This is a genomic window from Asaia siamensis, assembly GCF_014635085.1.
GTDB classification, from domain to species: domain Bacteria; phylum Pseudomonadota; class Alphaproteobacteria; order Acetobacterales; family Acetobacteraceae; genus Asaia; species Asaia siamensis.
On record NZ_BMCH01000002.1, the window covers coordinates 100,871 to 112,836 of the forward strand.

11 protein-coding genes and 1 riboswitch are annotated in these 11,966 nt (G+C 61.2%); of the genes, 6 read left to right on the top strand and 5 right to left on the bottom strand.

The genetic code is table 11. The annotated features are described in order from the left end of the window. Positions 1-4: 4 nt before the first annotated feature. On the top strand, positions 5-424 hold the full coding sequence (gene atpC, locus IEV53_RS04000; protein ID WP_188425512.1) for an ATP synthase F1 subunit epsilon: 420 nt from the start codon (positions 5-7) through the stop codon (positions 422-424). A 113-nt stretch (positions 425-537) separates the two neighbouring features. On the opposite strand, the gene queF is transcribed toward atpC, so the two are convergent. Further along, entirely contained in the window at positions 538-1,008 is a 471-nt protein-coding gene (gene queF / locus IEV53_RS04005; protein ID WP_188425513.1) for a preQ(1) synthase, read from the bottom strand. Positions 1,009-1,037: 29 nt separating this feature from the next. On the opposite strand from queF, the gene rnd reads away from it, so the two are divergent. Together rnd and IEV53_RS04015 are read left to right on the top strand one after the other, a co-directional pair. After that, positions 1,038-2,225: a ribonuclease D gene (gene rnd / locus IEV53_RS04010; protein ID WP_188425514.1), complete on the top strand. Its 1,188-nt coding sequence runs from the start codon at positions 1,038-1,040 to the stop codon at positions 2,223-2,225. A 203-nt stretch (positions 2,226-2,428) separates the two neighbouring features. Continuing rightward, positions 2,429-3,094, top strand: coding sequence for a GcrA family cell cycle regulator (locus IEV53_RS04015; protein ID WP_188425515.1), 666 nt, complete (start codon positions 2,429-2,431; stop codon positions 3,092-3,094). Between the two features lie 81 nt (positions 3,095-3,175). Here IEV53_RS04015 and IEV53_RS04020 read toward each other — a convergent pair whose 3' ends face one another. After that, the gene (locus IEV53_RS04020; RefSeq protein WP_188425516.1) at positions 3,176-3,691 is read right to left on the bottom strand and encodes a bactofilin family protein; all 516 of its coding nucleotides are present in this window, start codon (positions 3,689-3,691) and stop codon (positions 3,176-3,178) included. A 475-nt stretch (positions 3,692-4,166) separates the two neighbouring features. Here IEV53_RS04020 and IEV53_RS04025 point away from each other — a divergent pair, with 475 nt between their 5' ends. The 3 genes from IEV53_RS04025 to IEV53_RS04035 all read left to right on the top strand — a co-directional run bounded on the left by IEV53_RS04025 (position 4,167) and on the right by IEV53_RS04035 (position 7,896). Beyond that, on the top strand, positions 4,167-5,144 hold the full coding sequence (locus IEV53_RS04025) for an adenosine kinase (RefSeq protein WP_188425517.1): 978 nt from the start codon (positions 4,167-4,169) through the stop codon (positions 5,142-5,144). A gap of 327 nt (positions 5,145-5,471) precedes the next feature. After that, complete coding sequence (typA, locus tag IEV53_RS04030) at positions 5,472-7,295, top strand: translational GTPase TypA (protein ID WP_188425518.1); 1,824 nt, start codon at positions 5,472-5,474, stop codon at positions 7,293-7,295. Positions 7,296-7,605: 310 nt separating this feature from the next. Then, on the top strand, positions 7,606-7,896 hold the full coding sequence (locus IEV53_RS04035; protein ID WP_188425519.1) for a hypothetical protein: 291 nt from the start codon (positions 7,606-7,608) through the stop codon (positions 7,894-7,896). Between the two features lie 284 nt (positions 7,897-8,180). Here IEV53_RS04035 and IEV53_RS04040 read toward each other — a convergent pair whose 3' ends face one another. Genes IEV53_RS04040 through IEV53_RS04050 form a run of 3 tightly spaced genes read right to left on the bottom strand, consistent with a single transcriptional unit; the run spans position 8,181 to position 11,662 of the window. Next, complete coding sequence (locus IEV53_RS04040) at positions 8,181-9,440, bottom strand: D-amino acid dehydrogenase (RefSeq protein WP_188425520.1); 1,260 nt, start codon at positions 9,438-9,440, stop codon at positions 8,181-8,183. Beyond that, positions 9,437-10,582: an alanine racemase gene (gene alr, locus IEV53_RS04045; RefSeq protein ID WP_188425521.1), complete on the bottom strand. Its 1,146-nt coding sequence runs from the start codon at positions 10,580-10,582 to the stop codon at positions 9,437-9,439. Before alr ends, IEV53_RS04040 begins: the two co-directional genes overlap by 4 nt. A 57-nt stretch (positions 10,583-10,639) precedes the next feature. After that, the gene (locus IEV53_RS04050) at positions 10,640-11,662 is read right to left on the bottom strand and encodes an NAD(P)/FAD-dependent oxidoreductase (protein ID WP_188425522.1); all 1,023 of its coding nucleotides are present in this window, start codon (positions 11,660-11,662) and stop codon (positions 10,640-10,642) included. A gap of 149 nt (positions 11,663-11,811) precedes the next feature. Continuing rightward, positions 11,812-11,924, top strand: a riboswitch (SAM-I-IV-variant riboswitch). Positions 11,925-11,966 lie beyond the last annotated feature (42 nt).

Consider the following 11,966-nt stretch of genomic DNA (forward strand, 5'->3'; position numbering starts at 1 on the left):
GCCCATGCCGGTTCAGGTCGAAATCATCAGCCCGGAGAAGCTGCTCTTCCAGAAGGAAGTAGACATGGCTGTCATCCCGGGCGAGGAAGGCGATATCGCGGCCATGCCGGATCACGCGCCGATCATGCTGCTGCTGCGCGGTGGCGTCGTCAGTCTCTATGAGAATGGCGTCGTTACCGAGCGTTTCTTCGTCTCCGGTGGTTTCGCCGATATCACGGCCGATCGCTGCACCATCCTTGCGGATGAGGCGCTTCCGATCGAGGATATCGTTCTGAGTGAAGCAGAGAGCCGCCTCGAAATGCTGGAAACCCAGCTGACGAATGTGGCCGCTGACGACATTGCCGATCAGGATCGTCTGTCTCGCAAGATTCAGGCGACCAGAGCGGCCATCGAGGCCGCCGAAGCGACCCACCCGCTTCACTGAATTCTTGAAAAAGGCCGGTTCCCTCTCAGGGTACCGGCCTTTTTCATACCGGAAAGCGATTTTTTACGATCGCTTCCATTCCGCCCCCGTCCTGGGGGCGATGGTCGCGTGATCTAGCCGCGACCGCGATAGCCGGGCACGTCCTGAGCCGGAATCCAGACACCCTTCGGTGCTTCACCCGTCTGCCAGAAGACGTCGATGGGAATACCGCCGCGCGGATACCAGTAGGCGCCGATACGCAGCCATTTCGGGTTCAGGATCTCGACCAGTTTCACGGCGATACTGACCGAGCAGTCTTCGTGAAACGCGCCATGATTGCGGAAGCTGGTCAGATAGAGCTTCAGTGACTTGCTTTCGACGATCCATTCGTCTGGAATATAGTCGATCACGATATGTGCAAAATCGGGCTGGCCCGTGACGGGGCAAAGCGAGGTGAACTCCGGTGCCGTGAAGCGCACGACGTAATCGCGGCCTTTATGCGGGCTCGGTACGCGTTCAAGCGTTGCGGTTTCCGGGCTGTCCGGCTGGGTTGTCTGACGGCCGAGCTGGCTAAGCGCCGCCAGATCGTTCTCTGATGTGGTCATGATGGTCTGCCCTGATGTATGGAAGGGAAATGCAAGTGTCTCAAGCCGGTTTCCCAGCCCCAGTCATCGTGTCTTCTACAGAAGATTTGGCGCAACTTTGCGCCCGACTCAAGCAGGAGCCGTTCGTTACGATCGATACGGAGTTCGTGCGCGAACATACATACTGGCCTGAGCTTTGTGTGGTGCAGCTGGGTGGTGTGTCCGATGTAGCCGTCATCGATACGCTGGCGCCCGGGCTGGACCTCGCACCTCTTGCCGATCTGCTGGCGACAGAAAGCTGCGTGAAGGTCTTCCACGCAGCCCGTCAGGATCTCGAGATTTTCCTGCATCTCTTCGATGCGCTGCCCCGCTCCATTTTTGACACGCAGGTGGCCGCCATGGTCGGTGGCTATGGCGATCAGGTCGGCTATGACACGCTGGTCAATGCCATTACCGGCGCGAGCATCGACAAGACGCATCGTTTCAGCGACTGGGCAGCCCGCCCCCTGTCGAAGGCGCAGATCGCCTATGCAGCGGCAGACGTCACCCATTTGCGCAATGTCTATCTGACGCTGCATGACGAGCTTGAAAAGCAGAACCGCCTGCGCTGGGCCGACGCCGAGCTTGCTGTGCTGAATGATCCGGCAACCTTCCGTCCCGATCCGCGCCGCCAGTGGGAGCGCCTCAAGGCGCGCACCAATAATCGCCGCATGCTGGCCGTGCTGCGTGAGGTTGCTGCCTGGCGCGAGACCGAGGCGCAGGCGCTGAATATTCCGCGTCAGCGTCTGATCCGCGACGAGAGCCTGCTGGAAATCGCTGCTGTTCGTCCTCAGGATTCCGAGGCGCTGTCGCGTGTGCGTGGTGTCTCGCGTGGTTTTGCTGAAGGTAAGGCCGCACCGGGGCTGCTCGCTGCCATACAGACCGGCATTGATCTGCCGGAAAAAGACCTGCCCCGCCCGCCGCGCAAGTCGGATGGGGCCAAGCCATCTGCTGCGCTCGTGGCGCTGCTCAAGGTGGTGCTGGCTGCAAGCTGTGAGGCCAATCGCGTGGCGCCCAAGCTGGTCGCGACGAGTGATGATCTGGACAGTCTCGCGCTGGGCGAGACCGACAGCCCCGTCCTGCAGGGATGGCGTCGCGCCGTTTTTGGCGAAGACGCGCTTGCTTTGCTCAAGGGAGAGATCCATCTCGTGGTCGAGGGGCGCAGTGTTCGCCTCGTCAGGTCCCCCAGCGCGGAGTGAATGGGCATAAGTGGCGATGCCTTCTGCGTCATGACAGCGGCTCGCCCCTCATTCTTTGGTAATTCGTGCGGGTTCAGATTGACTTGAGCAAGAGCTCCGTGTTTATCCGCCAGTCTCATCATAGAAAAATCCGCTTTACGGATTGAGCAAGTCGTAGCGACACCCTAGTTTTACGTCACAGGACTGAATGAGGAGCACGGGCGATGGAATGGACTGACGAAATAATCTCCCGTCTTCAGACGCTTTGGCAGGAAGGACTATCCACTGCCGAGATTGGCAGGCAATTGTCGATCACGAAAAACGCCGTTGTCGGCAAGGCCCATCGCCTGGGTCTGCCACCGCGCCCATCGCCGATCCGCGCGACGGCCAAGCCACGCAAGGACGCAGCAACCGAAGCTCCGGCCGCGCCTGTCGCCGACGAGACGGTAACGGTAGCTCCGGCTGCGCCGCAGACCGCGCCCGTCAGCGAGGCGAAACCGTCAGTCGCAGCTGCACCCGCAGCGCCTGTCGCCGCCGAGCCGGTCGCGCCGCCTGTTTCCAGACCGGAACCGGTTGAAAAACCCGCCGCAAGCGCCAGTTCTGCAGTGCCTGATAACGCTGCGCCTGCTGCCAGCAAGCCCAGCCCGACCCGCAAACCCGCCGAGGCCAAAACCATGTCGCCAGACCTGATGCTTCGCCCGCTTCTGCGCCCGTTGACGACAGAAACCTCACCGCGCCGCGGTCCGGCCTGCTGCTGGCCGAACGGTGATCCCGGCACGCCCGGGTTCCATTTCTGCGGTGCCAAGCCCGTTCCCGGCAAGCCTTACTGCGCCGAGCATTGCGCAATTGCCTATGTGAAGCTGCGTGACCGTCGCGAAAGCGTCGGCTGATCTTTCCAGCTTAAGGCTTCGCCCTATAAAAAAGCCCGGTCATCAAGGACCGGGCTTTTTTGTATCTGGTCCCTGGCGGGCTCAGGCGGAAGGGGTCGTTTCTTCCGGCTTTTCGACAGCCGGCGCCGACGTTTCGAGCGAAGCGGGGCGCGGCGGCATGTCACCCGTGATCATTTCGAGATGACCCGTGATCTGGCCACCATCTTCGACCTGCAGGCGGCGGCAACGCGTCTTGCCGATCAGTTTGCCGGTAGCGCGCACGGTCAGGTTGCCGCGCACGGTCAGCGTGCCGTCAATCGTACCGGCCAGATCGGCATCTTCCACTTCGATCTCGCCGCGGAAAACACCGCCCGGTGCAACGGAAAGCTCGGCTGCCTGAAGCAGGGAGGCCTCAACCGTCCCTTCGACCACAAGACGCTCTGCGTCCTGAATCGAGCCCTGAACCGAGATGCCGCGTCCCACGACGAGCGTACGGCGATCAGAGGTTTCACGACGACCGCCGGGGGCAGCAGCAGCTGCTGCTGCGGGGCGTGCCGGAGCTGCCGGGGCCGCAGGCGTGGCAGGAGAGGGAGGGGTGGGGAACGGCGAACGACCCATCGCGGCAGAATCCTTGATTTGAGAGGCTGGTGAAGCGTCGGCTGCTGGGGCCGGACGCTCAGGAAAGAGCGAAGCGCTGCCCGAGCCGGGAGCAGTCGCTTTTTGACCAATACTGGCCGAAGCACCTGAAGATTGAGGAGCTGTATCTTCTGGTTTGCGTCGTTTGAACAAGAGAACCCCGCTGCGCGTTCAAAGAGGTGGCGGTTCGGGTGCCGCTGGCGGCTTGGGACAGGCGAGATGCCAGCAAAACAGCACCTCACGCCCTTACCCGGCTTACACGTTAAGATGCGCAAGCGACAAGCCGATAAACGGCAGGTTTTCGCGGTTTTTGACCCTGACCGAGTCTTGTGTCATGGCCTTTGGCGAAGAATGCCGAACCTGTCGTTCACGCAGCGTTACGATCGCGATTGATCATGTTGATTTCATGGCGTGAATAAGGGTTCTTCCGCTTTAATTCATCTCTTCTGGAGACTTCATGACTGCGCCTGCTCTTGATCTGCTCTGCATCGGCAACGCCATTGTCGATATTCTGGCCCCGGTTTCCCAGGAGACGCTGACCGCGCTCGGTTCGCCCCTGGGCAGCATGACCCTGATCGATGCCGCCCAGGCTGCAGAAATCGAAGCGAAGATCACGCCTGAGCAGGTCATGGGTGGTGGCTCCGCTGCCAATACTGCTGTTGTTGCCGCCCGTCTCGGCGCCCGCGTGGGCTATCTCGGCAAGGTTGCCGCCGACGAGGCCGGGCTTGGCTATGCCAGAGACCTGACCGCGCAAAACCTGCTTTATCCTTCTGTTCCCGTCGAGGGTGCAGACCGCCCGACGGCGCGATGCATCATTCTGGTCACCCCTGACGGGCAGCGTACCATGCATACCTATCTCGGCATCTGCACCGAGTTCGGGCCTGAGGATGTCGATCAGCAAGCAGTTTCCAGCGCTGCCGTGACCTATATGGAAGGCTATCTCTTCGACAAGGATCGCGCCCAGGCTGCCTTCATCCTTGCCGCCGAGACTGCTCACAAGGCAGGGCGCCGCGTCGCGCTCACCCTGTCGGATACATTCTGCGTTGCCCGTCACCACGACGCTTTCCGCGCGCTCGTGGCTGGCCATATCGATATTCTTTTCGCCAACGAAGCCGAGATCTGCGCCCTCTACGGCACCGATGATTTCGATTCCGCCTCGGCCCAGGCAGGCGCTGATGCCTCTCTGGTCGTGCTTACCCGCGCCGAGAAGGGCGCTGTCATTCTCTCTGAAGGTCAGAGGCTCGTCGTGCCGACCGAACCGGTCAAGGTGGTCGATACCACGGGCGCTGGCGATGCCTTTGCTGCCGGTTTCCTTGCCGGTCTTGCCAAGGGGCACAGCCTTGAGGCCTGCGCCAAACTCGGCAACCAGTCGGCCGGGGCTATCATCACCCGCATGGGCGCCCGCCCTGCAGAGGACTTCGCGCTCAAGGCGTGAGGTCTTCGTGGGGCTCTGCCCCATCCCCCGCCAAAGGGCAGTCGCCCTTTGGAAACCCTTTTGAAATCAAACAGGAATGAAAGGGGCGTGCTCCTTTCCGGGAAGCGGGGCAGCGCCCCGCATACCTTGCCCGTTAGAAGTCCATCCCCATCGAGCAGGCACGATTTCACCATGTGATGCCTGAAAAACCCGTCTTTTCGGAACCTTTCATTGCACTCTGACGGGAAATTGTGCAGAACACGGCCATTCTGTCAGTCCCGGCTTTGTGTCGTTCCCAGGGAGCGATCCGGCAGGGCGTGACCCTGCAAGCCCGATCAGGACCGCTTCATGGAAATCCGTAACATCGCCATTATCGCGCACGTCGATCATGGCAAGACCACCCTTGTTGACCAGCTTCTCAAGCAATCCGGCTCGTTCCGCGAAAACCAGCATGTTGCTGAGCGCGCGATGGACAGCAACGACCTCGAGCGCGAGCGTGGCATCACCATTCTTGCCAAGTGCACCTCGGTCGTCTGGAACGAGACGCGTATCAACATCATCGACACGCCAGGCCACGCCGATTTCGGTGGTGAGGTCGAGCGTATCCTGAGCATGGTGGACGGCGCGATCATCCTGGTCGACTCGGCTGAAGGCGCTCTGCCGCAGACCAAGTTCGTGCTCGGCAAGGCGCTGGCCCGCGGCCTGCGTCCGATCGTGGTCGTGAACAAGATCGACCGTGGCGATGCCCGTCCCGATGAAGTTCATGAAGAAATCTTCGACCTGTTCGCAGCTTTGGGCGCCGACGAGCATCAGCTCGACTTCCCGATGCTGTACGCTTCGGGCCGTCAGGGCTGGGCCGATCTGGAAATGAACGGCCCCCGCAAGGATCTGTCCCCGCTGTTCGACCTGGTGCTGCGCCACGTGCCGACGCCGGGCCTCGACAAGGAAGCCCCTTTCGGCATGGTTTCGACCATTCTCGAGAGCGACAACTTCCTGGGCCGCATCCTGACGGGGCGTATCGAGCAGGGCCGCGCCCGCGTGAACATGCCGGTGCGCGTGCTGCGCCCCGATGGCACGATCGTGGAAACGGGTCGTCTGACCAAGCTGCTGTCGTTCCGTGGTCTGGACCGCGTGCCGGTGGATGAAGCCGAAGCCGGTGATATCGTGGCTGTGGCCGGTCTGTCCGACGCAACCATCCCCGACACCATTGCAGACCCAGCTCTCGACGCCCCGCTGCCCTCCACCCCGGTCGATCCGCCGACCCTGACCATGACCTTCCGCATCAATGACGGCCCTCTGGGCGGTCGTGAAGGCAAGAAGGTGACGTCGCGCCAGATCCGTGACCGTCTGTTCAAGGAAACCGAAGGCAACGTCGCCATCAAGGTGACCGAGAGCGCCGAAAGCGAAGCTTTCGAGGTTGCCGGTCGTGGTGAACTTCAGCTTGGCGTGCTTATCGAGACCATGCGTCGCGAAGGCTTCGAGCTGACCATCGGTCGTCCGCGCGTTCTCTTCCGCAACAACGAAGAAACCGGCGAGCGTGAAGAGCCGTACGAAGAGGTTCTGGTCGATGTCGACGAGCCCTATTCGGGCGTGGTCGTCGAAAAGATGTCGATGCGTAAGGGCGTGATGCAGGACATGCGTCCGTCGGGTGGTGACAAGGTTCGTCTGACCTTCCTCATCCCGTCGCGCGGCCTGATCGGCTATCACGGCGAGTTCCTGACCGACACGCGCGGCACAGGCATCATGAACCGTCTCTTCGCGGGCTATAAGCCCTATGCAGGCACGATCGAAGGCCGTCGCAACGGCTCGCTGATCTCGGCAGAAGACGGTGCGACCACGCAGTACGCCCTGTTCTCGCTGCAGGATCGCGGTACGCTTTTCGTCGATGCTGGCGAGAAGATCTACACGGGCATGATTCTCGGTGAGCATTCGCGTGAGAACGATCTCGATGTGAACGCCGTGCGTGAAAAGAAGCTGACGAACATCCGTGCCGCCGGCAAGGACGACGCACTGCTTCTGACCCCGCCGCGCAAGATGAGCCTTGAGCAGGCCATTGCCTATATTGAAGACGACGAGCTGGTCGAAGTGACGCCGACTGCGGTGCGTATCCGCAAGCGCTACCTCGATCCGAACGAGCGCAAGCGTATGTCCAAGGTCAAGTCTGACGTCTGATAAGGACATGTATCCTGACCGGTTGGCACCAATCGGTCAGGCGGCATTCTGACAGGACGACAAGGCCGGTTCACAAACGAATCAGCCTTCAAAAAAGGTCACCGGCAGCGGTGGCCTTTTTTTATGATCGTGTCGCGATTAAGGCGAATATGCGCCTTTACCGTGCGATTACATTCATTTTATCTAATTTCTTTCGAGACGATTTGAGAAAATACTGTTAGCGTCTACAAGGTCATGAGTTCAGACGGCCCTTTTCTTCGGACTGACTGACGCCTGTGATTATGTGAATTCGTTTTCTGGAGCTCGTTTCATGCTCGTTTTCAATCGTCGCCTTCTCACCGGTGTTGCCGCTCTTGCCATGACGCTGAGCGTTCCTGCTTTCGCTCAGGATGCCGCTCCGGCTGCCCAGGCTCCTGCTGCTGCTGCGCCGGCCGCTCCTGCAGCTCCGGAAGCCACCGCTCCGGCTTCGACGTCTGAAGCTGCTCCGGCGGCATCGACCGACGACAAGGCTGCCAAGCACAAGCATAAGGGCAAGCACAAGCACAAGCACCACAAGAAGGGTGCAGAAGCTGCCGCCGAGAAGGACGCTTCCGGCAACTGATCAGTCCTGAGACTGGTTACGGAAAAGGGGCCGGAAACGGCCCCTTTTTTTGTGCCCGATGCGCCATGTCCCGGGAGGTATGAGGCGATGGCCCACAAGGCCTGCTTCAGCTTGTCGGTCAGGCTGCTGGAAATTCACCAAAGCTGACGGCCTCCTGTAACGAAAGACCGAGCAGAGCTGTTTGTATCGTGCAGTCATGCCGCCTGAAGATCAGATCGTGATCTCCTAGTTGGGGTGAAGGGGGCAAGCCCCCTTCCGGGTTCAGGGCAGAGCCCCAAAGCACCTCAGGAAGTATAGCGATCCAGCGACAGATCGAGCGCCGGAATATCCGTGCGCTTGCCGCTGATGCGGTCAGCCAGGATTCGGCCCGAGCCACAGGCCATGGTCCAGCCCAGCGTGCCATGGCCCGTGTTGAGCCAGAGATTGCTGTAACGGCCGGACGGGCCGATCACAGGCGTACCATCGGGTGTGCAGGGGCGCAGGCCGGTCCAGTAGCGGGCGCGGCTGAGATCGGCGCCGCCATACATCTCGTTGAACGAGAGTTCGAGCGTCTCGCGACGATCCTGGCTCAGCTTGAGACGCCAGCCAGTCAGTTCTGCCGTGCCGCCAATACGGATACGGTCGCCAAGGCGGGTCATGGCCACCTTGTAGGTCTCATCATTGACCGTCGAGGTCGGCACGCGGCTCTCATCGGTGATCGGTGCCGTGAGCGAGTAGCCCTTTACCGGATAGACCGGCAGGTCGAGCTCGATTGGCTTGAGCAGACGCGGCGAATAGCTGCCAAGCGCCAGCACATAGGCGTCGGCTGTCAGGCGGCCAGCACTGGTGCGGATGCCATAAATGGCATCGCTTGCTGCCTCGATGGCCTGGATCTCGGTGCGGAAGCGGAAGCTCACGCCTTTTTCCGCAGCCATGGCGGCCAGGCGCTGGGTGAAGAGATAGGCATCACCCGACTCGTCGCCCGGCAGACGCAGACCGCCCTTGAGCAGATGACGGGCGCCGCCCAGACCGGGCTCGTATTTCAGCACCTCGTCCATGCCCAGAAGCTCATGCGTTACGCCGCTTTCGGCAAGCAGACGCATGTCTTCATGAGCATGTTCAACCTGCTTGTCGGTGCGGAAGAGCTGGATCAGCCCCTTCTGGCCGTCATCATAGGTGATGCCGGTCGAGCGGCGCAGTTCGGCCTGACAGTCGCGGCTGTATTCCGCAATACGCAGCATACGGCTCTTGTTGATGTCATAGGCATGATGCGTGCAGTTGGTCAGAAGCTGCGTCATGAAGCGCAGCATGGGCGCGTTGACAGCAGCTGCGCGCACCACGAGCGGTGCATGTTTCTGGAACATCCAGCGCGCTGCCTTGAGCGGCAGGCCCGGCATTGCCCAGGGCGTGGAATAACCCGGCGAGACCTGACCCGCATTGGCAAAGGAAGTTTCGAGGCCGACACCGGGCTGGCGATCGATGACCTCAACCTCATGGCCCTGTTCGGCGAGATACCAGGCAGTAGTGACGCCGATCACACCGGCGCCCATGACGATGATCTTCATTGTGAACTCTCAATGTATTCACGATGGAAGCGCTTCCCGAGACTGGTCAGCAGCTCATATCCGATCGTATCCAGCGCTGAGGCCAGTTCGTCCAGCGGACGGTGGGGGCCGATCAGCTCGAAACCCGTGCCGGGGGGCAGATCCATATCTCCCAGCGCGGTGACGTCCAGCGCCATGCAATCCATCGAGATCCGCCCTACGACAGGGAGCGAAATCTCGGGTCTTGCAGGCAGGATCGCGCTGGTGAGGCCACCGGCGCGGCGATGAAAACCGTCGGCATAGCCGACGGAAAGCGTGGCAATGCGGGTCTTCTGTGTGGCCACAAAGCGGGCACTGTACCCGACTGCAGTCTCGGGCGCGATCCACCGATCCTGAACCAGCCCACCCAGCATGGTAACGACCGGATGCATCGGGTTGGGAAGGGCAGGGGTCGGATTGCCGCCGTACAGCGCGTAGCCAGGGCGAACCAGAGAGAAGTGAAATTCTTCGCCCAGAAAGATACCGCTCGATGCCGCAAGACTGGCTGGCAGGGCAGGTAGCTTGCGCCTCAGCGTTTCGAATGCCCGGCGCTGCCCCTCATTGCGTGACGAGGTGGCATCATCCGCGCAGGCGAGATGGCTCATGACGAAGGCGATATCGAGCGCATCGGGCAGACCCTCTGCGCAGAGCGTGTCGAGATCCTCTTCCGAAAGACCGAAACGCGACATGCCGCTATCAAGCTGAAGCAGACAGGCCGCCTTGCGCCCTGTTTCCCGGCAGAGCGCTGCCCAGCGCCGCGCCTGGTCGAGGCTGTTCAGGACAGGTGTCAGGCCCGAGGCAAGAAGAAGCGCTTCGCTGCCCTGGGGCGGACCGTTCAGAACGCAGATGGCCGCATCTGCGGGCAGGAGCGGACGCAGGCCCAGCCCCTCGTCAACCGTTGCAACAAAGAAGCGACGGCAGCCGGCACGATACAGGGCCGGAGCGACACGCGCCACGCCCAGCCCATAGGCATCGGCCTTGACGGCAGCGCCCACGGCAATTTCTCTGCCCACCTTCTGTTGCAGCAGAGCGTAGTTCTGCTTGAGGGCATCAAGGTCGATTCGCAACCACCCTCCGGCGCGCTGTTTTGCGCCTGCTTCCACCTCGCTCTGCTGTACTGTCATCAGGGTTCGCGTCTTTCGATCATTTCGGAATCATTCTAAACCGCGCCCTGCCGTCGCTCAAGAGCCTGCGGGCACACCCTTGCTGGTGGAATATTCGAAATGCAGCGCCTGGTCAGGATGAACGATGGGGTGAATGGCATGAGCTGCCATTGCGCCCTCGCTGAAGCCCTGCAAAATCAGCTTGAGTTTGCCGGGATAGGTCGCCACATCGCCAATGGCAAAAACGCCGGGCAGGCTGGTTTCCATGGTCGAAGGCGTCACCGGCAGGGTGCTGCGGATCGTGTCGATATTCCAGGTGGCAATCGGGCCAAGATCGGTCGAAAGCCCGTAGAAAGGCAGCAGCGTATCCGCCTCGATACGGCGCACCTGCCCATCGAGATCGATCACGTCGACAGCCGACAGGGCGCCATTGTCACCCTGAAGCGCATGAAGCTGATAGGGCACCACCTTCTCGATGCGGCCTTCTGCCACCCGGGCCTCGATCTGAGCCAGTGTTTCCGGCGCCCCACGGAAGCGATCGCGGCGATGCAGCAGATAGATTTTTTCAGCGATATCCGAGAGCGACAGCGCCCAGTCGAGGGCGGAGTCGCCACCACCAGCCACGACAATGCGCTTGCCGGCAAAATCGGCGCGCTTGCGGACGTAATACTGAACGGCTCCGCTGGCCTCGTAGGCGTCGAGGCCCTCCAGCGGCGGGCGATTCGGCCCGAAAGCACCGGCACCGGCTGCAATGATGACAGCGCGTGCCGTCACGACCTGGCCCTTGTCCGTCTCGAGCGTGAACGCGCCACGGGCGCCAGAAAGCTTCTCGACACGCTGGCCAAGCAGACGCGGCACATCGAACGGGGCGATCTGGGCATCAAGTGCCGCAATCAGTGCGCCGCCTTCGATCGAGGGATGGCCCGGAATGTCATAGATCGGCTTCTCAGGATAAAGCGCCGCACATTGGCCACCGATCTCTCCCAGAGCGTCGATCAGAACGCAGGAGAGTTTGAGCATCCCGCATTCGAAAGCCGCAAAAAGGGCGGTCGGCCCTGCACCGATAATGGCGACATCGATGTCGAGAGGAGTCTGGCCCATAAGCGCGTTCAATCCTGTCTGTTATGTCCTGTGTTCCTCATAGCAGCTAACAGAAACCGCGAGGCTCGCCCAGAGCCGGAGGATGGCTTGCGTTAGCGCCAGTTGGACAGAAGCACATTGCGTGACACTCATGGCTTTGATACGAAAGCCGCCAGCATCAAGAGCCGACAGGTCCTGTCGGCGCCAACCTGCTCCCGGGCAAGGTGGTATCTCCGGTTTCCGCCGGAGAGATGTGGCCGCTCCGGCAATCTCGGGACACGCCACACCCCCCTTTCGCACGGAGCCCCTGTACGTCCAGAAAGGA

Bases quoted from the DNA above. Each gene is read 5' to 3' on its own strand.
- IEV53_RS04020 (WP_188425516.1), bottom strand. From the start codon at position 3,691: ATGGGTCGTTCGCCGTTCCCCACCCCTCCCTCTCCTGCCACGCCTGCG.
- IEV53_RS04025 (WP_188425517.1), top strand. From the start codon at position 4,167: ATGACTGCGCCTGCTCTTGATCTGCTCTGCATCGGCAACGCCATTGTC.
- IEV53_RS04015 (WP_188425515.1), top strand. From the start codon at position 2,429: ATGGAATGGACTGACGAAATAATCTCCCGTCTTCAGACGCTTTGGCAG.
- IEV53_RS04040 (WP_188425520.1), bottom strand. From the start codon at position 9,440: ATGAAGATCATCGTCATGGGCGCCGGTGTGATCGGCGTCACTACTGCC.
- IEV53_RS04035 (WP_188425519.1), top strand. From the start codon at position 7,606: ATGCTCGTTTTCAATCGTCGCCTTCTCACCGGTGTTGCCGCTCTTGCC.
- rnd (WP_188425514.1), top strand. From the start codon at position 1,038: ATGCAAGTGTCTCAAGCCGGTTTCCCAGCCCCAGTCATCGTGTCTTCT.
- alr (WP_188425521.1), bottom strand. From the start codon at position 10,582: ATGACAGTACAGCAGAGCGAGGTGGAAGCAGGCGCAAAACAGCGCGCC.
- queF (WP_188425513.1), bottom strand. From the start codon at position 1,008: ATGACCACATCAGAGAACGATCTGGCGGCGCTTAGCCAGCTCGGCCGT.
- IEV53_RS04050 (WP_188425522.1), bottom strand. From the start codon at position 11,662: ATGGGCCAGACTCCTCTCGACATCGATGTCGCCATTATCGGTGCAGGG.
- atpC (WP_188425512.1), top strand. From the start codon at position 5: ATGCCGGTTCAGGTCGAAATCATCAGCCCGGAGAAGCTGCTCTTCCAG.
- typA (WP_188425518.1), top strand. From the start codon at position 5,472: ATGGAAATCCGTAACATCGCCATTATCGCGCACGTCGATCATGGCAAG.